General features: G+C 64.8%; 19 protein-coding genes. 3 read left to right on the plus strand and 16 right to left on the minus strand.

The window, feature by feature from the left end:
• Positions 1-975 precede the first annotated feature (975 nt).
• Genes AC59JP_RS16160 through AC59JP_RS16205 form a run of 10 tightly spaced genes read right to left on the minus strand, consistent with a single transcriptional unit; the run spans position 976 to position 11663 of the window.
• Entirely contained in the window at positions 976-1632 is a 657-nt protein-coding gene (locus AC59JP_RS16160) for an Rv1363c family protein (RefSeq protein WP_497326814.1), read from the minus strand.
• Between the two features lie 26 nt (positions 1633-1658).
• A complete protein-coding gene (locus tag AC59JP_RS16165) occupies positions 1659-2909 on the minus strand; it encodes an MCE family protein (RefSeq protein WP_497326815.1) in 1251 nt (416 codons plus the stop codon).
• 2 nt (positions 2910-2911) lie between these two features.
• Positions 2912-4189, minus strand: coding sequence for an MCE family protein (locus tag AC59JP_RS16170; RefSeq protein WP_497326816.1), 1278 nt, complete (start codon positions 4187-4189; stop codon positions 2912-2914).
• On the minus strand, positions 4189-5445 hold the full coding sequence (locus AC59JP_RS16175; protein WP_497326817.1) for an MCE family protein: 1257 nt from the start codon (positions 5443-5445) through the stop codon (positions 4189-4191). The genes AC59JP_RS16170 and AC59JP_RS16175 overlap by 1 nt, the downstream gene beginning before the upstream one ends.
• Before the next feature lies 1 nt (position 5446).
• Positions 5447-6463 carry an MCE family protein gene (locus AC59JP_RS16180; RefSeq protein ID WP_497326818.1) on the minus strand — a complete coding sequence of 339 codons (1017 nt, stop codon included), beginning with the start codon at positions 6461-6463 and terminating at the stop codon, positions 5447-5449.
• The gene (locus tag AC59JP_RS16185) at positions 6463-7527 is read right to left on the minus strand and encodes an MCE family protein (RefSeq protein WP_497326819.1); all 1065 of its coding nucleotides are present in this window, start codon (positions 7525-7527) and stop codon (positions 6463-6465) included. The genes AC59JP_RS16180 and AC59JP_RS16185 overlap by 1 nt, the downstream gene beginning before the upstream one ends.
• Positions 7524-8894, minus strand: coding sequence for an MCE family protein (locus AC59JP_RS16190; protein ID WP_497326820.1), 1371 nt, complete (start codon positions 8892-8894; stop codon positions 7524-7526). Before AC59JP_RS16190 ends, AC59JP_RS16185 begins: the two co-directional genes overlap by 4 nt.
• A complete protein-coding gene (locus AC59JP_RS16195) occupies positions 8891-9751 on the minus strand; it encodes an MlaE family ABC transporter permease (RefSeq protein ID WP_497326821.1) in 861 nt (286 codons plus the stop codon). The genes AC59JP_RS16190 and AC59JP_RS16195 overlap by 4 nt, the downstream gene beginning before the upstream one ends.
• A gap of 1 nt (position 9752) precedes the next feature.
• Complete coding sequence (locus AC59JP_RS16200; protein ID WP_497326822.1) at positions 9753-10547, minus strand: MlaE family ABC transporter permease; 795 nt, start codon at positions 10545-10547, stop codon at positions 9753-9755.
• Between the two features lie 9 nt (positions 10548-10556).
• On the minus strand, positions 10557-11663 hold the full coding sequence (locus AC59JP_RS16205; protein WP_497326823.1) for an ABC transporter ATP-binding protein: 1107 nt from the start codon (positions 11661-11663) through the stop codon (positions 10557-10559).
• Positions 11664-12045: 382 nt separating this feature from the next.
• On the opposite strand from AC59JP_RS16205, the gene AC59JP_RS16210 reads away from it, so the two are divergent.
• Positions 12046-13683 carry an MFS transporter gene (locus AC59JP_RS16210; RefSeq protein WP_497326824.1) on the plus strand — a complete coding sequence of 546 codons (1638 nt, stop codon included), beginning with the start codon at positions 12046-12048 and terminating at the stop codon, positions 13681-13683.
• Positions 13680-15287: an NAD-dependent epimerase/dehydratase family protein gene (locus AC59JP_RS16215; RefSeq protein ID WP_497326825.1), complete on the plus strand. Its 1608-nt coding sequence runs from the start codon at positions 13680-13682 to the stop codon at positions 15285-15287. The genes AC59JP_RS16210 and AC59JP_RS16215 overlap by 4 nt, the downstream gene beginning before the upstream one ends.
• Here AC59JP_RS16215 and AC59JP_RS16220 read toward each other — a convergent pair.
• Positions 15256-15759, minus strand: a complete 504-nt coding sequence (locus AC59JP_RS16220) for a DUF2505 domain-containing protein (RefSeq protein ID WP_497326826.1) — start codon at positions 15757-15759, stop codon at positions 15256-15258. The two genes, AC59JP_RS16215 and AC59JP_RS16220, sit on opposite strands and share 32 nt — an antisense overlap.
• Positions 15760-15762: 3 nt before the next feature.
• Positions 15763-17019 (minus strand): aminotransferase class I/II-fold pyridoxal phosphate-dependent enzyme, encoded by a 1257-nt coding sequence (locus AC59JP_RS16225; RefSeq protein WP_497326827.1) that lies wholly within the window; start codon positions 17017-17019, stop codon positions 15763-15765.
• 308 nt (positions 17020-17327) lie between these two features.
• On the opposite strand from AC59JP_RS16225, the gene AC59JP_RS16230 reads away from it, so the two are divergent.
• A complete protein-coding gene (locus AC59JP_RS16230; protein ID WP_497326828.1) occupies positions 17328-18509 on the plus strand; it encodes an acyl-CoA dehydrogenase family protein in 1182 nt (393 codons plus the stop codon).
• Between the two features lie 73 nt (positions 18510-18582).
• Here AC59JP_RS16230 and rplL read toward each other — a convergent pair whose 3' ends face one another.
• The 4 genes from rplL to AC59JP_RS16250 form a co-directional block, all read right to left on the minus strand.
• The gene (gene rplL / locus AC59JP_RS16235) at positions 18583-18969 is read right to left on the minus strand and encodes a 50S ribosomal protein L7/L12 (protein ID WP_188543368.1); all 387 of its coding nucleotides are present in this window, start codon (positions 18967-18969) and stop codon (positions 18583-18585) included.
• A 75-nt stretch (positions 18970-19044) separates the two neighbouring features.
• Positions 19045-19614: a 50S ribosomal protein L10 gene (rplJ, locus tag AC59JP_RS16240; RefSeq protein WP_497326829.1), complete on the minus strand. Its 570-nt coding sequence runs from the start codon at positions 19612-19614 to the stop codon at positions 19045-19047.
• A gap of 277 nt (positions 19615-19891) precedes the next feature.
• Positions 19892-20470, minus strand: a complete 579-nt coding sequence (locus tag AC59JP_RS16245; RefSeq protein WP_497326830.1) for a CHRD domain-containing protein — start codon at positions 20468-20470, stop codon at positions 19892-19894.
• A gap of 105 nt (positions 20471-20575) precedes the next feature.
• Positions 20576-21751 (minus strand): GGDEF domain-containing protein, encoded by a 1176-nt coding sequence (locus AC59JP_RS16250; protein ID WP_497326831.1) that lies wholly within the window; start codon positions 21749-21751, stop codon positions 20576-20578.
• Between the last annotated feature and the right edge of the window lie 102 nt (positions 21752-21853).

The following is a 21853-nucleotide window of genomic DNA, read 5'->3' on the forward strand; positions in this document are numbered from 1 at the left end:
TGCACCGCCCCGCGTCAAGACCGAGCCGCGGCGTTTCGCTACCCGATTTGCCGTCAGCGGTTGTCGATCTGCGCGATCAGCCACTTTCCGTCCACCCGCGTCATCGTGACGACGACGGGTGTCTGGACCGTTCCCTGGTCGACGCCGTCCTGGTTCGCGGAGATGTCCAGGCTCGCGACGATCTCCGCCTTGTCGTCCTGAAGCACCGACACACCGATGTCGGTGACGACGGCGACCGACGTCGTCTTCGTCTGCAGCACACCGTCTTTGGTGGCCTCGGCGGTATCGTTGTATTCCTTCAGACGGTCGCCGTCGAGAACCGCACGCGCCGCGTCCTGGTCCTGGTCGATGGTGTCGGCCTTGTAGCTGAAGACCGTCTGCAACGCGGTCGTGGCCGCCGCGGTGACCTCGTTCGTGGCGGCGTCGTCGATCCACGCCTGGTTGCTCACGTCGGTCGTCCCGGGCTTCAGTCCGGCCACCACGGCGACGATCGCGAGAATCACCGCGAGGCCTCCGACCACGGCGGTGACGCGCCTCATCCGGCGGCGGTGCGGGCGATCGACGGGAGTTGTCGTCTCCGGTTCCGGCCGATCCGTCTGAGTTTTGGACAGCCGGTAGGGCGCCGGGGTCTTCTTCTTCGCCTCGACAGGCTTGTTCGGCTCGACAGGCTTGTTCGGCTCGACAGGCTTGGCTTTAGGCTTCGCGAGGTCCACCGGCGCGGCCGACTTCGCCTTCTCCGGCGCCTTCTTCTCAGAAACCTTCTTTTCCGAGACCTTGCTTTCAGGCACCTTCTTCTCGGGCGCCTTCTTCTCCGGCACCTTCTTCTCCGGCACCTTCTTCTCGGGGGCCTTCTTGCCGGCGGCAGGCGCGTCGCCCACCGGCCCACCGGTACGGCCGGCGACGCGGGGGCGCCGCGACGGTCCGGTCGGGTTCTGGCGGCGGGGTGGGGGCACTGGTCCTACTCCTTCGAAAGAATTACTGGCCGCCGGTCGCGGGGGCAGGTGTGGCAGGTGCCGGTGTGTCCGTGGGCGCCGCTGTGTCCGTGGGCGCCGGTGTATCCGTGGGCGCCTGCGTGTCCGTCGGGCCGGAAAGCGGGATGCGCTGGCCGATCGGCTGGATCTTCGTCGCCTTCCACACTCCGCCGTCGACCGTCATGTCCAGACGCAGGGTCGACAGGAACAGCTGCTCCGCCGCGTCGGGCCGCTTGGTGTCGGTCTTCAGCACGATGAGCGACGACGCGGTGTTCTCGTCCTGATCGAACGACACCAGTGCGGCGTGCTCGACCGTCGCGGTGGTCACGACGTTCGAGGACTGGAACTGCTCGCGGAACTGGTCTTTGGTGTCGTTGAGCCCGTTGACAAGTTCGTCTCCCGTGATGGACGACTGAATGTCGGCGAACGTCTGATCGAGGTTGTTCGAGTCGACCGAGTTCAGATTGATCGCTGCCTGCCGGGACCCGGCCAGTGCGTCGTCGCGAGTGGTCGCGGTGGCCGATTCGGTCCGGGCGTGAGCCCACCCCGTACCGAGCACGATCGCGAACACGAGGGCGACCACGAGAGCGACGACCGAGACGATCAGCCCCACGATCGCGAGCCGCGCACTCTTGTCGTCTCCCTGAGTGGTTGTCGTCACGCCCGCGACCCTACCCCGACGATCGATCACCGCTTCGGGGTCACACCCAGCAGCGTCGCGAGCTGCGTCGCAATCGGGTTGAGGTTCAACGGTTCCGGAGCAACCTTCGGCTTGCCGTCCCACGGCTGCGGCACGTTGGGGTCCGCGAAGGCGACGCTGTTCGCGTCGCGAACACCCGTGGTGGAGCCGTGCGGCACGGTGCAGTTGGCGTCGAGGTTCAGCGGGAAATCCTGCTGTGTGTCGTCGAAGTCCGGGTTCTTGGCCTTCTCCTCGGCCAGGATCGCCTGCGTTCCCTCGTAGCCGATGGTGCACGGCGGCGGGTTGTTGACCTCGAGGAGGATGCCCTGGTGGATCGTCCCGTCGCCCGGCGACACCGACTTGGCTCCCGATGCGAGGGCGGGAAGGAACTGCAGCAGCGGCCGCAGAGCGAACGCGCGTGGACTCAGGGTGCGACCCAGATCAGCGAGGTTGGTGAGGTTGGACGTGAGCGACGGACCGGCCTGTTCGACCAACGCGCCCACCTCGTTGCTCGCGGGCGTTCCGTTGTCGATGAGACGACGGATGTCGGGGTCGTTGGCACGGATCTGCGCGGTCACCAGGTTCAGATCGTTGCTGAACTGCTGAATCGACGACGACTGCTCGCTCTGGGTGTCCAGAACCGTTCGGCTGTCCCGGATCAACGTCAGCGTCTGCGGCAGTGCCTCGAGGCCGGCCTCGGAGAAGGTGCCGAGGGACTTCACGAGGGTCTGCAGATCGTCACCCTTGCCGTCGAACCCGGTACCGAGCTCGGTCACCAGGGTGTTGAGCTTGTCGATCGGAACCGACTTCGCCAGTGTGTCGACGTTGGCGAGCAGGTTCTCGACCGGGGTCGGAATCGAGGTGTCGTCGGCACTGATGACCGAACCGTCCTGCAGGTACGGGCCTTGATCGGTGGTCGGCTGAATGTCGACGTACTGCTCACCGATCGCGGACCGGTTGGCCACGACGGCCTTGGCCTGAGCCGGGATGTCGATGCCGCCGCTGGTGAGCAGGAGGTCGACCTCGACGCCCTGATCGGTCAGGTTCAGGGAGCCGACGCGGCCGACGGACACACCGCGGTACGTCACCTCGGCGTTGGTGAAGATGCCGCCGGAGTCGGTGAAGTTCGCCTTGACCGTGTACTGCCCGAACCCGAGCAGTTGGTCGAGACGGACGTACTTTCCGCCGACGTAGACCAGGCCGAGAATCGCAATGACGACGAACGCGATCAGCTGTGTGCGAACGAGTTTCGATCTCATGGTCAGCCTCCGTTCTGCGGTGCGGAGGGCGCAGGAGCGGTGATACCGAACTGCTGGAGGATCCCGTCGAGCGGGTTGGCGGGGGCGGGAACCGCCACGTTGCCGGGAACGCCCGGAGCCGGATTGGGATTCGGGATGATCGGCGGCAGCGGCAGCAGCGAGACCGTGGGCCAACCCGGTCGAGCACCGTTTCCGTTGTAGTACGGATTGGCGGGATCGACCTTCGGCAACGGCGTGCCGTACTTCGGCGGGCTGTAAATCGGATCACCTTCGCCGACACCGAACGCGGACAACTGGTTTCCGATCTGAAGGTCCACGCTCAGGAAGAGGTTCACGGACCCGCCCTGGGTGATCTTCTCGACGCCGTCCGGGAACGGGAACGTCGGGACGAACTTGAGGTCGGTGATCAGGTCGTCACCGGACTTGGCCAGTTCCTGCAGCGTCGGGCGCAGCGCACGGAGGTCGGCGATGATGTCGTCGCGGGACCGGTTGAGCACGTCCGTTCCCACCGCACCGAGCCGGTCGACCTGTCCGAGCAGCGCGGTCAGCTGCGGGCGCTGCTCCTCGAGGACGCCCGTCGCGACGGGGAGGTCCTTCAGGATGCGCTCGATCTGCTGGTTCTGCTGGTTCACCGTCCCGGTGAGCACGTCGAGACCGTCCAGCGCGCGCGTGATGTCGTTCTTCTGATCGTCGAGACCGGCGATCAGCGTGTTGGCGTTGTCGAGCAGGCTTCGCACCTTGTCCTCACGTCCGGAGAACGCGGTGTTCAGTTCCTTCACGATCGGTGCGAGCTGCGCGATTCCGCCGCCGTTGAGCAGCATCGACAGTGCGCCGAGGACCTGCTCGATGTCGGTAGCGTGCCGCGTCCGCTCGAGCGGGACGGTGTCACCGCTCTGCAGGCGAGCCGAATCCGGGTTGTCCTTCGGCGCGGCCAGCGAGACGAACTTCTCGCCGAGCAGGTTGGTCTGTTCCACCGACGCGGTCGCGTTCGCGGGGAGGTCGACGTCGGAGTTGACCGTCACGTTCACGTCCGCGGTCCACCCGTCCCGCGGGACGGACACCGAGGTGACGCGACCGACCGGCACGCCGTCGACCTTGACCGTCGACTGCGGGACCAGGTCCAGCACGTCGTCGAACTGGATTGTCAACGTCATGGGGTTGTCACCGACGTTGGCACCACCCGGCAGTGGAATCGCGTAGATGCCCTGCGAGCCGCACGAGGTCAAGGTCAGGGCCACGACACACGCGCCCGCGCCGGCGACGATCGCTTTCTTCTTCATCACTGGCCTCCCTGACCCAGCTCGAGGCCGGGCAGATTCGCACCGTCGATCCGCGGGGACGGAACACCGGGCACCGTTCCGGGCTCGACGTTGCGCTGCTCGTTGTCCGCAGTCAGCAGACCGAACGGGAGGATGAGGGTCGGCGTCTTCACGCCCGCGACAGCCTGGTCGACGATGGACTTGCAGTTGTCGACGATGGGCTGCATCTGCCGCCCGAGCGCCTCGAACTGCGGGTCACCCGGCCGCAGCTTCTGCAGGTCGATCAAGCTGCAGAAGATCTGGGACGGATCCTGGAACTCCTTGAAGTTGACGCGCGAGTCCAAGGTGCCCGTCTCGGCGTTGTAGGAGTTGACGACGTTGGAGATGGCCAACGGAAGAAGCGTCAACGTGTCGACGAGGTTCTGCTTGTTGTCCGCGAGCGTCTGGCTCGTCGGGACGAGATTGTCGAGATCGCTCGTCAGCTTCTCGCGATTGTCACGCACGAACGTCGCGACGTCACCCAAGGTCACCGACAGCTGAGAGACGGCCTGGTTCAAGTCTTCTCGCTCACCGGCGAGGAAACTCGTGAGGTCGGCCAGCTGAGTGTTGAACTGACGCACCTGTGCGTCGTTCTGAGCCAGTGCGGTCACGAAGGTCTGCAGGTTCTTGACCGTGTCGAACAGGTCGCCTCGGTAGGAGTTCAGTGTGTCGACCGCACCGGAGAGCTGCGTGATCGAGTTGTTGAGCGCCTCGCCGTTGCCCGCGAGGTTGTCCGCACCGGTGGTGACGAGGTCGGACACCGCACCGTTCTTGTTGGCGCCGTTGGGGCCCAACGCTTCCGAGAGCTGATCGATGCTCGAGTAGAGCTGATCGACCTCGACCGGCGTGGCCGTGTTCTCGAGCGGAATCGTTGTCCCGGAGGTCATCTTCTCTCCGCCGGTGTACGCCGGGGCGAGCTGGACGTACCGGTCTGCGACCACCGACGGTGCCACCTGCACGGCCTTTGCCGTCGCCGGGATGTCGACGCCGCGATCGACACGAAGGTCGACGCGAACCTGGTCACCGAGGGGCTCGACCTTGGTGACCGTTCCGACCTTGACGCCCAGAACGCGCACGTCGGTGCCTTCGTACACACCGACGCTCTTGTCGAAATACGTTGTGATGGCGGTGGTTCCGGCCCGGAAGAAGACCCACCAGAGCACGCCCGCGATCACGAGCACAGCGACCAGGGCGCCGGCGATCACCGGGACGTTCTTCTTGCTGAACACTGTCGTCATGTCATGCCCCCGGACTGCGGACGGGATCGACACCGAGGGTGCGAATCGGCTGACGGTACCCGGGGATGTCGGGGAGGCCGGGCGGGAAGGCATTGACGATGACCTGATCGAACCACCGGCCGTTGCCGACGATGTTCGAGTACAGGCGGACGAACGGTGAGTACAACTCGAGTGCCTTCGCGAGATTCTGGTTGTTGTTCTTCAGGATGTCGATGACTCCGCCGAGCTGCTCGAGAGCCGGCCCGATCTGTGCTTCGTTGTCTCGAATGAGCCCGGTGAGCTGCTGCGAGATGCGCTGAACACCGGTGAGGAGGGAGGCGATGGAGCGCTGACGCTGGTTCAGTTCCTGGACGAGGGACGCACCGTCGGAGATGAGCCGGGTGAACTCCTGGTTGCGATCGGCGAGGACCTTGGTGGTCTTCGTCGTGGCGTCGAACAGGGTGCGCAGCGAGTCGTCGCGCGAGGCGATGGTCTGCGACAACCGGCTCACTCCGTCGAGCGAGGCGCGAATGTTGTCCGGCGTCTGGGAGAACGCGGCCGAGAGCGTCTCCATGCTGGTCGCGAGCTGCTCGGTGTCGATGTTGCCGGCCGTGCGCGCCGCATCGGAGAACGCGTCGATGACGTCGTAGGGCGAAGTGGTGCGTTCGAGCGGAATGGGGTCCTTGGTGTTGAGCCGCTCGGTACCCTTGGGCTCGAGCGACAAATACTTCTGTCCGAGAACGGTTTTGATCTGAATCGAGGCCGTGCTCTGATCTCCGACCCAGGCGTCCTTGACGTCGAACTTGACCTTGACCCGGTCACCGTCGAGCGAGACATCGGTGACCTTGCCGACCTTGACGCCGGCGATGCGAACCTCGTTGCTCTCCTTGAGACCGGCCGCTTCGGAGAACTCGGCGGTGTACTTCGAACCGGCACCGAGAATCGGCAACGAGTCCAGGAAGAAGGCGGACGCCACCAACATCACGATGATGAAGATGCCGAGTCCGCCCGCGACCGCGGGGCGACGACGAGATGGCATTACTGGATACCTCCGGCCGCACACCGCTTCGCGGAGTTGGTGTAGAGCGGCTGATTGATCGTGGGAAGGCCGGTCGGGAGGTTGAGGTTCGGCGCGTATCCGGGACCGGCGACGATGTCGATTCCACAGAGGTAGAACTGGAACCACGAGCCGTAGCTGGCCACGCGAACGAGCTTGTCCAGCTTGATCGGGAGGTTCGACAGAATGCCGTTGACCTCGGGGGCTCGCGCGTTGATCTTGCCCGACAGTTCGTTCACCGCGGCGATGGTTCCCTGGATGGCCGGGCGGGTCGGCTCGAGCACGTCGGCAGTCGCGTTGGTCAGACCGGCCAGCGACGTGATGGCGGATCCGACGGTTCCGCGGTCGGCCGCGAGGCCCGACACCAGCTGCTGGGTGTTGACGATGAGGTCGTTCAACCCGGTGTCGTTCTTGTTCACCGTGGCGAGGACGCCGTTGAGGTTGTCGATGACCTGACCGATGACCTGGTCCTTGTCGGCGACAGTGTTGGTCAGGCTGGCCGTGTTGGCGACGAGATCGCCGATGGTGCCCGCCTCACCCTGGAAGACCTGAATGATCTCGAACGACAGCTTGTTCACGTCGTCGGCGGTCAAGGTCTGGAACAGCGGGCGGAAACCGTTGAACAGCGTCGTCAGGTTGACGGCCGGCTTGGTGCGCTCGATCGGAATCGTGGCGCCGCTGTTGATCTTCTCGCCCTGGTTTCCGGTGCCCTGCTCGAGCGCGATGTAGCGCTGCCCGATCAGGTTGCGGTAGCGGATGGTCGCGGTGGTGCTGGCGGGCAACGAGTCCCGGTTGTCGACCGTGAAGTCGACCTTGGCCCGGTCGCGGTCGTAGATCTCGATGCTCTGCACCTGACCCACCCGCACGCCGGCGATGCGAATCTCGTCGCCCTGGTTGAGGGACGCGACGTCGGAGAAGATCGCGGAGAACTTCTCACCGCCTCCGCCCGAACCGTTGGCGATGGTGAGTGCGAGCGCGCCCGTGGCGATGAGCGTCACGACGGCGAACGCGATCAACTTGAGCAGTGGTGCGAGGAGGCCTCTCACTGGACGTGCACCTCCTGTCCGCGCAGTGCGGGAGCTCCGACGAGCGTCGTCCATGCAGGGACGTCGGCCGGTGAGATTCCGTTGGCGGCGCCGTAGACCACCGCGAGGGTGTCACGTTCGGCGTCGGAGCCTGCGTACGACGCGGGCGCCCCTGCGCCGGCGGCCGGAGCAGCCGCGTCGGTGGACGGGAACTGCGAATCCTGTGGCGGCGCAAGGAAGTTGATGTCCGCAGGTCCCGGGTTGCGCGAGGGCACCTGGTACGACCCGTCGTTCACCGAGCTGCCGGGGTACTGCGGGAAGAACTTGCCCGGCGTCTGAACTCCGTCGAAGCAGGAAGGACCACGAGTGTCGAAGAGGCGCGGCTCGTCCTGGTTCGGCAGGTAGGCACCCTTCGGATTGACGAAGTTGATGGTGCCGCGCACGCCCGGGTACGGATCGTCGACGGAGAGAATCTTTTTCGCTTCCTCGGCGATCGGGACGAACTTCGCCAGCATGCATCCGGTGGACGGCGAGTACTGGGCGAGCAACTCGAGGGCCTCGCGTGAGTCTGCTGCGATCGAGATGATCGACTCCCTGTTCGTTTCGAGAAGGTCCGCGGTGGACGACGAGGTCGACGTTGCCGACGCGAGCAGGACGTCGATTTCGCTCTTCTTCTCCACCACCGTGTTTCCGGTGACCGAGAGGTTGTCGAGCGCATCGATCAGATCCGGCGCCGCCGTGCTGTACGTCTCCGACAGGTCGGCCAGGCCGACCAGATCCTGCTTGATGTTCGGCAGTTCGGTGTTCAGGCCCGCGAAGATGGTGTCGAGACGGTCGAGCGTCAGTCCGAGCGATTCACCCTGGCCCTGCAGGGCCTGGTTCAGCGCACCGAGCGTGTTCGACAGATCCTGCGGCGGAATGGCATCGAGCAGCGGCAGCAGCGAGTCGAGGAGCTGACCGACCTCGATGGCGTTGCCGCTCTTGTCCTGCTGGATGACAGCGCCGTTGGAGATTCCCCGGCTGGCTTCGGCACCCTCGGGAATCTGCAGTGCGACATACCGTTCGCCGAACAGTGTCTTCGGAAGAAGCCGTGCCGTCACGTTCGACGGAATGGTCTTCGCCTGATCGGGATCGAGGGCGAGCACCGACGTGACCTCGCCGTTCTCGGTGGTCGCGGACCGCACCTCGCCGACGATGACGCCGCGGATCTTCACGTCCGCGTTGGCGGGCAACGCGTTTCCGACGGTGTCGGTGATCAGGTCGACGTTCACGACGGGCTTGAACGTCTTCTGGTAGGTGGCAATGCTCCACGCGATGAACAGGGCGACCACCAGGAAGAAGGCGACACCCAGAATCCGGCGGCGAAGTTTCGACGTCGAGGTGATCATCCGGCGACTCGCACTGTCGTGGTGGTTCCCCAGATGGCCAGGCTGAGGAAGAAGTTCAGAACGGCGATGGTGACCAGCGCTGCGCGGACGGCGCGGCCCACGGCCACACCCACACCCGCGGGTCCGCCCGACGCGTGGAAGCCGTAGTAGCAGTGGATCATGATGAGCACGAACGCGAACACCAGCACCTTGGCGAACGAGTACAGGACATCCTCGGGAGGCAGGAAGAGGTTGAAGTAGTGGTCGTACGAACCGCTCGACTGACCGTTGAAGATCGTGCTCACCAGTCGTGAGGCGAGGTAGGCCGACAGCAGGCCCACGATGTACAGCGGGATGACCGCGACGAAGCCGGCGATCATGCGGGTGGAGACGAGGAACGGTACCGACGGAACGGCCATGACCTCGAGCGCGTCGATCTCCTCGGAGATGCGCATGGCGCCGAGCTGCGCGGTGAAACCACAGCCGACGGTGGCCGAGAGTGCAAGCGCGGCAACGATCGGCGCGATCTCACGCGTGTTGACGTAGGCGGACAGGAAGCCGGTGAGGACGGAGCTGCCGAGCTGGTCGAGCGCGGCGAAGCCCTGCAGTCCGACGACGACGCCGGTGAAGCCGGACATCATCAGGATGACGCCGATGGTTCCGCCGATCACCGCGAGCGCACCACTGCCGAAGGTCACCTCTGCGAGCAGCCGCAGAACTTCCTTCTTGTAGTGCACGACGGTGCGAGGGATCCAGCCGATCGCGCGGCCGTAGAACGACATCTGCTCGCCGGCGCGATCGAGAATTCCGACCGGTGCCTGAGCGGCATGGCGAAGACGGAGGAGGGTGCGGTCGCCGCGCCCACGTGCGATTACCACCTCATGCTCCCTTCGCCGGAACGACCTGGAGGTAGACCAGCGTCATGACCAGGTTCGCAAGGAACAGCATGAGGAACGTGATGACGACCGTCTGGTTCACGGCCTCGCCCACACCCTTCGGGCCGGGGTTGGGATGAAGACCCTTGTACGACGCGATGACACCGGCGATCAAGCCGAAGATGACGGCCTTGAGCTCACCCACCCAGAGATCGGGAAGCTGAGCCAGCGCACCGAACGAAGCGAGGTAGGCGCCCGGTGTTCCGTCTTGCAGGATGACGTTGAAGAAGTAACCTCCGGCGATGCCGACGACGGACACCAGTCCGTTGAGCAGCAGGGCGACGAGAATCATGGCGAGAACGCGCGGAACCACAAGGCGCTGAATCGGATTGATGCCGAGAACTTCCATGGCGTCGATCTCTTCACGAATGGTGCGCGAACCCAGGTCCGCCGTGACGGCGGACCCGGCAGCACCGGCGATCAGCAACGCCACCACGATGGGACTGCCCTGCTGTACGACGGCCAGGACGCTGGCCGCGCCCGTGAACGATTCCGCGCCGAGCTGCTTGATCAGCGAGCCGGTCTGCAACGACACGACGGCACCGAACGGAATGGCCACCAACGCGGTCGGGAGAATCGTGACGCTGGCGATGAACCACGCCTGCTCGATGAACTCCCGGAACTGGAAGGGACGTCGGAACGTTTCCCGTACGACCTCCACCAGCAATTCGACGATATTGCCCGCTTGACTCAGCGCGGCATTACCCGACCGGAGGACCGGGTTCTTCGTTTTAGCCATTACGAGCAGTTATCTCCAAGATCCCGACTGAGGTGAATCGTAAGCGGGCTCACGGTAGTCGCCGTAGCCGTCCTGCTGACCGTCGTCGTATCGACGGTCGTCGTTACGGTGACCGCCGCCGTTCTGATTCTGACGGTCCGCCTCGTCCAGACTTTCCTGGATCGCCTGCTGCGCGCTTTCCGGCAGTTCGTGCATGATGCCGCGGACGCGCTCGCGCCGACGGTCGACCGCCTGGCGGTACGGCATACCGGGGGCCGGCTCCATCTGCGGCATGATGCCCTCGACGTCCTCGACGCCGCCGAGGTTGTGGCCGGCGTCCGCGAGCTTCTGCTCCTCGCGCATCTGCGACTCGTCCTTCTCCTCGGACATGCCGATCGGACCGATCATGGTGCCGTTGAGGAACTGCTTCACGGCGGGTTCGTCCGACGTCAGCAGAACTTCGCGCGGTCCGAACATGACCAGGTTCTTGCGGAAGAGCATGCCGATGTTGTCCGGCACCGTGCGCGCGAGGTTGATGTTGTGCGTCACGATCAGCGTGGTCGCGTCGATCTGCGCGTTGATGTTGAGGAGGAGCTGCGAGATGTAGGTGGTACGCACGGGGTCGAGGCCCGAGTCGGGCTCGTCGACGAGGATGATCTCCGGGTCCAACACCAGTGCGCGGGCGAGGCCGGCGCGCTTGCGCATACCGCCGGAGATCTCACCGGGAAGCTTGTCCTCGGCGCCGGTGAGGCCGACGAGTTCGAGCTTGTCCATGACGATCGAGCGGATTTCGGATTCCTTCTTCTTCGTGTGTTCACGAAGCGGGAACGCCGTGTTGTCGTACAGGTTCATGGAACCGAAGAGAGCGCCGTCCTGGAACAGCACGCCGAAGAGCTTGCGGATCTCGTAGAGCTCCTTCGAGGAGCACTCCATGATGTTGGTGCCGTCGATCCAGATCTCGCCCTCTTCCGGGCGAAGCAGTCCGATGAGCGACTTGAGAAAGACCGACTTACCGGTACCCGACGGACCGAGGAGGGCACTGACCTCGCCCTGCGGCAACGTCAACGACACGTCCTGCCAGATCTTCTGAACGCCGAACGATTTGGTGAGCCCCTTGACCGAAACTTCTACACCCACGACCGATTCCTCCCAGCTCGTCGCACATCGCCCGTACCGATCAGCTGTGCGTGGCGTCACTCTAACTCAGAGCGAGTGTGGTCGACGACAGGCAACTACCGACAGGTAACCGTCCCCCCGACGAGACAGGCTTTCCGTTAGCAGTGTGACTGATGATGCCCTCGGAGTACATACGAATTCGGTACCCGACACCTATTTCACGTGTTGTGCAACGTGATCGTTGTGGAGGCTCTACTATCGCCACCCGCTCACCGTTGTGACTGGGCACCGACTTGTGTCCGGGGGCCGTTCGGCCTCTCGTTTGCCCTCTCGATCTGGGATTTCGTGGGTAGGTTTGCTCGCGGATGCGGGTCGCCGCGCCGCAACCAGGGGGCACAATTCGATGAGCAGCACCGGTCACCTCACCTCGACTTCCGATCTCACCCGTCGCAGACAACTCGCCGCGTTCGGCGTCATCTGTATCGCCGAACTGCTGATCGTGCTCGACATGACGATCATCAACGTGGCTCTTCCGTCCATCGGGATCGAGCTCGAGACCGGAATCTCGGGTCTGCAGTGGATCGTCGACGCGTACACGCTGACCTTCTCGGGCCTGCTCCTCGCGTTCGGAAACCTCGGTGACCGGTACGGGCGGAAGCTGCTGCTCCTGATCGGTCTGACCGGCCTCGGCCTGACGTGCATCATCGGCGCACTCGGCGACAGCCTCGAGCAGGTCATCACCTCCCGCGCGCTGATGGGCGTCTTCGCCGCCATGGTTCTGCCCGCCACACTCGCCGTCATCACCAACCTGTTCCCGAAGCCGAAGGAACGCGCCCTCGCCATCGGCGTCTGGTCGTCGATCGCCGGCGTCGCGGTGGCGATCGGGCCGATCTCCGGTGGATGGCTGCTCGAGCACTTCTCCTGGCATTCGGTGTTCTGGCTCAACGTTCCGGTCGCCATTCTCGCGGTCGTTCTCGTGGCCGTCGTCGTGCCCGAGTCCAAGGCGTCCAACGTCGGCCCGCTCGACGTCCTCGGTGTGGTGCTCTCCATCGCTGGTGTCTCGCTGCTGGTGTTCATCGTGATCGAGGCGCCGCACTTCGGATGGTTGTCGGCCACCACGCTCATCGGTTTCGCCGCGTCGGTCGCTCTGCTGATCGGGTTCGTCTACCGCGAGTTGCATTGCGATTCACCGGTTCTGGACGTGACGTTGTTCAAGATTCGACCGTTCGCCTGGCCTGCCGTGGCGATCGCCGTCGGCTACTTCAGCCTGTTCGGGTTCCTGTTCCTGATCACCCAGTACTTCCAGGGCGTGCGCGAGTACAGCCCGCTCGCGTTCGGCATCGCGACGCTCCCGTTCGCCGCCGCGCTGGCGGTGAGCTCCCCGGCCGCCACCCTGATCGCGCAGAAGATCGGCACGATGCCGGTGCTCGTGACCGGTCTGATCCTGATCGGCGCCGGGCTCCTCGTGGCCGGCCAGGTGCAACTCGACAGCTCGTACCTCTCGATCGTCCTACCGGCGATGCTCCTGCTGGCCGTCGGCATCGCGATCATCCAGGGACCTGCGACCGAGTCGATCATGTCGTCACTACCCCTGGACGAAGCCGGCGCGGGGTCGGCCGTCAACGACACCACCCGCGAGATCGGTGGCACGCTCGGCGTCGCTGTCCTCGGATCCATCGTCGCCTCGTACTACGTGAGCACGGTCAAGCCCCTCGTCGACGCCATCCCGAACGCCATGATCACCGACACCGAGCGGGGATACGCCACCTCGAGCGTGCTCAGTGTCATCGAGCTGCAGAAGCGCGAGATCCCGGCGATGTTCGAACCGTCCCGGCAGCAACTGATCTCGCAGATGAAGGAAGCGGCACTGCGTGGGTCCGAGGTGGCCGCCTACTTCGGCGCCGCAGCCGTGTTCATCTGTGCCGTCGCCGTTTTCGTGATGTTGCCGCGTCAGTTCCGCACGACCGGAATGCTCGCCATCACCGAGGACGACAGTGACAACGACAACGACAACGGCAACGACATGGCCGACGCCCGGTGAAGATCGCTGTCACCGGCGCGACGAGCGACTTCGGCGCGGCCATTCTGCCTGCCCTGTTGGACGATCCCGACGTCACCGAGGTGATCGGGCTGGGCCGCCGGGCGCCGAGACTTGCGCACCCGAAGCTCCGAACGGTCTCGATGGACATCCGATCACCGGAACTGGTCGAGGTTTTCCGCGGCGTCGACGTGGTGATCCACCTCGCGTTCGTCGTCGAGGAAGCACGCGACAAGTCGACGATTCACGACGTCAACATCGGCGGGTCACGCAACACCGTCGAATGCGCACACCGAGCCGGCGTGCAGAACCTCGTGATCGCGTCGAGCGTGAGCGTCTACGGCAGCGAGGACATCGCGGTGCCGGTGACGGAAGACGAGTTCCCCCTGTCGGATCCGTTGCGCTACTACTTCTTCGACAAAGCCGAGGTCGAACACTTCGTGGAATGGTGGCTGCGCCGCCACCCCGGCGAGATGGCCGTGTCGATGCTTCGACCGACGTACGTGGTCGGTTCCGATTTCTCGAACGACGGTATCGACACACTCACCCAGTCGGTGGTCGCCTTCCCCGATCCAGATCACGCCAACTACCAGTTCATTCACCAGGACGACCTGGCCGACGCGTTCCATCGCGCCGTCAAGATCCCGCTGACCGGACCGTTCAACCTCGGTCCTCGCGACTGGCTGGGTGTCCGCGAGCTGGCGTGCATGCAGGGCCAGCTCGTGATGAAGGTTCCGGCAAAGGTGTTGCGCGGGTTCGTGAACACGGCGTACGCGGTGCGTGCGCTGCCGTTCTCGTCGCACTGGATCTCCTCCGGCGAGGCTGCCGTGGATTCGACGCGTTTCGAGCAGGCCACCGGATGGATTCCGTCGATGACGTCGGCGGAAGCAGCGGCGATCATGATCCTGCTGCGCGGCCGGCCCATCATGACGCGCGAACACGCGCTGCGGGGACAGCGGGCGTGCGAGGCCGTCGCCGCGGCCGCGACCGCCAGGGTGCGCGCCTGGTCCGAGGTCGACACGGACATGAAAGCAGTTGCAGCAGAACTTGATCGAGCGATCTCGCTCGTCGAGCACAACCAGGTGCAGACGACATCGGGCTCGGTACACGTGGAAGTTCACAGGCCTTTGGAACAGCGCAGTGCAGATGAAGCCGACTCCGCGGTCGTGGTCCCGGTTCCCGCCGGTCTGCACGCCCGCTACCTCAGCGCGCTGGCGCGATCGATCGCGGACAGCGGTGTCACGGTCGTCCTGTTCGACCTCCCCGGTCACGGAGCGAGTACCGGACGTCGCGGCCGCGCCGGCAGGGCGCAGGTCGCCGAGGCCACCCAGTCCGTCGTCGAATGGTCACGCGTCCGAACCGGGAAAGCCCCTGTCGTGGTCGACATTCCGTCCGGTGGCGCCGACACCCTCGCGGGAGTGAGCCCCAAGGACGGATTGCTCGCGGCACACACGGGAGTTCGTGTGCCGCAGCGCGCCCCGGCAGTGGCACCTGTGCGAAGTGCTCCGTTCACACGTCTGACCGCGCCCGCGGGCGTACTCACGGGCGCGGGTCAGCGCGCTCTGCTCGAGCTCCTCACTCGCGAGAGGTCAACCAACCGATCGTGAACTCTCGCTCGGTGGCGAAGCTCTTGTCGATCTCACCGACCATGATCTTCTCGACGACCGGGCCCATGACGGGAATGGTCGAGGTGACCGTGCCGACGAAGTTGAGACGACAACCGGTCTCCGACGTCGCGGCCATGGTGATGTCTCCCGCGATCGTGATGGGCACTCCCGCCACCTCGAGCTGATAACCGCCCGACGCCGAGTCGTCGGCGAGAGGTCCCCACCACTCCGTGCACCGTGCCGACATGTGTGCACCGGCGAAGCGCCGCAACGCCTTCGGCAGCATCTCGGCGTCGACCGCCTGATCCACCACGGAGGTGATCCGGTCGGCCGACTCCGTGAAGTCGACGACGCGAGAGTCCAGCCCGAACTCCGAGACCCGGTCCTTCCAGTATGAAGCGCTGGTCAGCGCCCCATACAGGTCGGCCACCGCGCACGGGTAGTCGGTGTTCTGGTCGATCTGTTGAGGCACCCGCTACGCCGAAACCGGCTCGGTCTGACGCAACAGACCGTGTCCGGCCATCACCTTGCTGATCACGTCGATGGTGCGATCGAGCTGGTCGGTGGTGTGATCGGCCTGCAGGCAGACTCGCAACATGGCCGCACCCTGCGCCACCGCCGGGAAGGTCGCGTACGAGACGAAGATTCCCTGGTCGTACACCTCTTTCCAGATGTTCATGGCCTTGAGGTCGTCGCGAATGTTGACGGGCACGATGGCCGAGACGACCTCGGTTCCGTCCGGAAGCAGTGTGTTGGACTCGGAGCCGACGTCGACACCCGCAGCCGCCAACCCGTCGTGCAGGTAGCGAGCGTTGCCGAGAACGCGCCGCGAACGTTCCTGCCCCTCCTCGCTGCGAACGAGGCGGATAGCCGCCTGCGCCGCACCGAGCGCCGCCGGCACACCGGCAGTGGTGAACATGAAAGTACGTGCGTGGCAACGCATTGCGTCGACGATGTCGGTGGAGCCGGCGACGAAGCCGCCCGACGAGCCCAGACCCTTGGAGAAGCACCCCATCCGGACGTCGACGTCGTCTGCGATACCGAACATCTCGGCGACACCGGTGAGAGTCGGGCCCATCGACGCGACGCTGTGCGCCTCGTCGACCATCAGCGCGGCATCGTACTTCTCGCACAGTGCCGCGATTTCGTCGAGCGGCGGCAGGTCGCCGTGCATCGAGTAGAGGCCGTCCACGACCACCAGGATCGCACCCTCGGAACGGGAGAGCTTCTCTTCCAGCTTGTCGGGCTGGTTGTGCCGAAATGCCCGAATGTTGGCGCGCGACAACCTGCATGCGTCGTAGATGGACGCGTGGGCACCGGAGTCCACGACCACGGTGTCACCCACTCCGACGAGTGCGCTGATGGCTCCGAGGTTGGCCTGGTAGCCGGTGGTGAACACGATGGCGGCTTCGGTGCCGTGCCACTCGGCCAGCTCGGCCTCGAGCTCCATGTGCATGTCGATGGTGCCGTTGAGCAGGCGGCTGCCGGTGACGGTGGCGCCGTACTTGTCGAGGGCCTTGCGGGCACCCTCCACGACCAGGGGGTGGTCGGCCAGGCCCATGTAGTTGTTGGACCCCAACATGATTCGTTGCTCACCCTCGACGTCGACGACCGGCGCGTTCACCGATCGCATAACGCGGAAGAAGGGATTCTGGTCGTGCTTCGTGAGCACTCGGTGTGCCCAGATGCGCTTGTCGTGTCGGATTCGATCCAACATCTTCTGTGAGCTCATGTGCGGTTCCCCAACCCTGTCGAAGTTAGTGTGGTGTCCATGTAAGTTCTTCGGCGTGTCGGCCTTGGGTGAGACCGCATATCCGAGACACGTTGCACAGTGGGCGTTTTCATGCCCGCAGATCAACGTTACTCGGAGGTAGTGCTCCTAAACACACTGGAACGCAGGTAACTGAACCAAATCTGCAGACCGAAACTGTGGCAGTACACAGACCGCATCGATACCCCTCCACTAGAACGTGTTGCAGGGAGATGATTGGTCAAACCGTCTCGATTGCCGAGTGCCGGTCAGCTCCGAGAAAGGCCTTGATGACTCTCACCGAACCGCAGATCCATGTTCCCGAGACCACCGCGAGAGCCGAGACCACCTCGCGAATAATGGCCGCCGAGCACGACACCCTGCGCAGACTCCTGCCCTCCCTGGCCGACTACCTGACGACGACGCCGTTGCTCGAGATGGAATCTCCGGGTTCCGGAGCCATCGCGGCGTTCCGCGACGCCGGCGGCACGGGCTTGATCGTTCCGAAGGAGCTCGGCGGAATCGGCGCCTCCACGGTCGAGGCCATCCGGGCGCAGCGCGCCATCGGAGCAGCGTCGCCGTCGCTCGCGGCCGCGTCGACCATGCACCACCTGTCCATCGCCACCATCGTCGAGATCGCGATGGCCGGGCCCGAGGAGGAACTGCCTCTCGTCGCCGGTCTCGTAGAACAGCGCAGCATCATCGCGTCGGGCTTCGCGGAAGGCAAGGGCAGCACGCTCGTTCCGTCGGTGAGCGCCGTCTACAAGGGCGGCGACTACATCATCAGCGGGAGCAAGAAGCCTTGCAGCCTGTCGAAATCGATGGACTTCCTGGCCGCGAGCGTCGCGGCCTCGGAGAAGAAGGGCGGCAAGACCCGTCGCGCCGTCGCTCTCATTCCGGCGACCATGCCGGGCGTCTCGGTCCGGCCGTTCTGGACCAGCCCCATTCTCGCCGGTGCCGAGAGCGAAGAGGTCGTTCTCGACGACGTCGAGATTCCGGTCGCACTCACCATGATCGGCGCACTCGACGACCCGGACGGTCAGCACGAGCTGACCGGCTGGCTGTGGTTCGGCGTTCTCGCATCGGCCGGCTACATCGGTGCAGCCTCGTCGTTGCTGGCGAAGATGATCGACAATCCGAAGGTCGACGACGCTGCTTACGTGGCCGCGGCTGCAGAACTCGAAGCATCGATGTGCGCGGTCGAGTCCATCGCACGAGCCATGGACGCCGGCGAGCGCGGGGCCGACATCTCGGCGCGACTGTTGTTCTGCCGCACCGCACTACGAGGTGCCCTGACCCGCGCCGCCGCCACGGCGGTGACGGCCCTGGGCGGAATCTCGTTCATCACCGATCCCGAGGTGGCGTACCTGCAGTCGGTGGTTCAGGCTTTCTCGTTCCACCCGCCGTCGATCCGGGAGACCAACACGGCGCTCGCGGCGTATCACCGCGGTGGGGAGTTCACGCTCGCCTGAGCCCGAATACAAGACAACAGCGGCCGCACCCGAAAGGGTGCGGCCGCTGTTGTTGTAGCTGGGTGGAGCTAGATCACTTGATGGAGATCTTCGCGCCGGCAGCTTCGAGCTTCTCCTTGGCTGCGTCGGCAGCGGCCTTGTCGACCTTCTCCAGGATCGCCTTCGGGGCGCTCTCGACGAGGTCCTTGGCTTCCTTGAGTCCGAGGCCGGAGACGACCTCACGGACCACCTTGATGACCTGGATCTTCTTGTCGCCGGCGCCTTCGAGGACGACGTCGAACTCGTCCTGCTCTTCAGCAGCCTCGGCGGGAGCAGCTGCTCCGCCTGCGGCGGCAACGGCGACGGGAGCCGCTGCGGTGACCTCGAAGGTCTCCTCGAACGCCTTCACGAACTCCGAGAGCTCGAGGAGGGTGAGTTCTTTGAACTGGTCGAGCAATTCTTCGGTGCTGAGCTTTGCCATGGTGGCAGGTCCTTCCGTGTAAGTCCTTGTCGCCGATCCGCGACAGGGTGATGGTGTGCAGTCCTTGCGGATCAGCTATTCGGCTGCAGCTTCTTCTGCCGGTGCGGCCTCGGGGGCTGCTCCGCCTTCTTCTGCTGCCTTCTTCTCCTGCAGTGCAGCCGCCAGGCGGGCGATCTGCGATGCGGGTGCGTTGAACAGGCCGGCGGCCTTTGCCAGGTTGCCCTTCATCGCGCCGGCCAGCTTGGCGAGCAGGATTTCGCGGGACTCGAGATCCGCGATCCTGTTGACCTCGTCCACGGACAGCGTCTTGCCGTCCATGTAGCCGCCCTTGATGATGAGCGCCTTGTTCTCCTTGGCGAAAGTCTTGATCGCCTTGGCTGCGTCGACCGGTTCACCGTTGATGAATGCAATCGCGGTGGGACCGACGAACAAGTCGTCCAGGCCGGTGATGCCAGCTTCTGCGGCAGCACGCTTGACCAGGGTGTTCTTGGCGACGGAGTACGTCGCTCCGGTGCCGAGTGCTCGACGGAGCTCCGAGATCCGACCGACCGACAGACCACGGTATTCCGTGATGACGGCGGCGGTGGAGCCGTTGAACTGCTCGGTGATCTCCGCTACTGCGGATACCTTTTCTGCCTTTGCCATACTTCGCCTCCTCTCGTGAGACGTCATGGCCGATCGAGAACGGGACGAGAACGAAAGAACGCCCCGGCGCAAGAAGCACACGGGGCGTAGATGGACCCTGCATCAGCAGGACTGTCCGTACCTCGTTCTCCTGCGTGGGCCGTCCGATGTCTCGGACCTTTCAACCGCATCCATGGTGCAGACGCGGTGACCGACGGTCTTGGGTAGAACTTGATTCGGGTGAAACTGTACCCGAGCCGGTGGTCAGGACCAAAACGGTCCCGACCACCGAACGGATCTAGGACGAGCCGAAGCCGCCGGCGCCGACGAACGGGATCGGGATCAGCTGGCCGCGAACCGCACCTGCGGTGTATGCGGCCGTGTGGGTGTCGGCGGCGAACCCTGCCGGATTGGCCTCGATCGACGCCAGGTCGAAGTCGGTGCCGGTGTCGACGCCGTTCGCGAGGACGCCGGTGGTGAACGGGCCCTGCAGGCAGCCGCTGCTCTTGCGGACACCGTTTCCGATGTCGGTCGGGTTCGGGAAGGCGATGCGCGGCGGGCCCGCGACTCCGGCGGCAGCCTGGTGGATGTGCGTCGCGGTCTTGGCGGGGCTCATGTAGTCACCGGTGACGCCGGCCAGGTAGATGTCGTAGCAGATGATGTCGAGGTCGCTGTTGATCCGAAAGGTGAACGAACCCAGCGCTCCGGGCTGACCGGGCGTCTTGACGCCTTGCGTGTTCAGAACTTGATCCGGCGTCGCCAGCGTGGTGAACGCGCTCGTGAAGGTGGCCGGGGCGGCCACCGGGGTCTCGGCCGACGCCGTTCCGGCGCCGAAGATCATGGCTGCCGATGCGGCGAGAGCGACTGCGCCGGTCATCTGAAGTTTCGACATTGTGGAGGTGTGCCTTCCTGATCGAGGTCGGCCGAATACCGGACCTCGTTCAAGGATAGGTAAAGATGTCGTAAAGGGTGGAGTTCGGCGTCACAGCGCGGCGGAGAACACCCTGTCCCCGCCGGCGTCCTTCGCGCGGTACATCATCGAATCGGCTACGCGCCCCGCGCGCACCACGATGGAGACCCCCACGTCCCAGAGGTCCGAGTCGGCGGCGAGGACGGCCACCCCCACGCTGGCGGTGACGGGCACCTCATCGGAACCGTTGTAGATGGCGTCGCCGATCCGGTCGATCAACCCCTGGATCAGGCTCACGTCGCCGGTGACGGCGGCGAGAAACTCTTCGCCGCCGGTACGGGCGATGATGCCGTGTTCACCGAACAGCGTCTCGAGTCGACGTGCGAGGAGGCGAATGACGGCGTCTCCGACGTCGTGACCGAATCGGTCGTTGACCCGTTTGAACTTGTCGATGTCGATCAGGAAGACGGCCAGGGTGTGCCGTTTGTCGAAGCCGCGGGACCAGAGTTCCTCGAGAGCGCCGTCCCAGCCGCGCCGGTTGTAGAGGCCGGTCAGTGGATCGAGGGCGGCTCGACGCGCGTCGCGGGTGATGATCGTCCAGGCGAGGTGGGCGAACAGCGGAACTCCGGCGACGGCGCCGAGGATCACCACGGTGCCCGCGACGATCGTCGCCAGGTCGAAGGACTGCGCCACGTATGCCCGGTACGCCATGGCGTCGATGAACGTGATCGAGAAGACGAGATGCGCCACCAGCCATCGCGGGCTGACGAAGTACGTGAAGAACGCACCCGAGATGGCGAACAGTGCACATCCGGTGACGGCAGCGACAGGCTGGTACGTGGCCAGAACCGATGCGAGCCCGAGGTCGGCGAACATCCCGAACGCGATCATTTCCCACCGAGTCGGGAGCCGCGGGGACAACCAGTATCCGACCGCGAACATCTGCATCACGAAAACGACCAGAACCCAGGCCGTGGCCGCCCCGCCCGACGGGCCCTGCGGACTGAGCAACATCGCGGCCGACGCCACCATGTACAGCAGCACGCCCGCACCGATCACCGACCTGATGATGCGGTGCAGTGATCGCGTCGACTGATACGTCAGGATCCAGGAGTAGTCGAACGGCTGGTGGAACCAATCGGACAACATGGCGACTCCGCGCGCGAAAACACCACGCCGGTGACGCCCCGACCGGGTCTCGTCGATCAACTGAAGCCGTTCCATCGCCTCTCCGACGTCTACGTTCATGTCCAACGCTGTCACATGGAAACGGCCCCTGTGCCGGTTTCGAGGCTATCCGACGAACTATCGGTCTCGGGCGTTCGTCGAGAATTTGCGCAAAGTCCGTCG

Source organism: Rhodococcus sp. 320_ES (assembly GCF_059691855.1).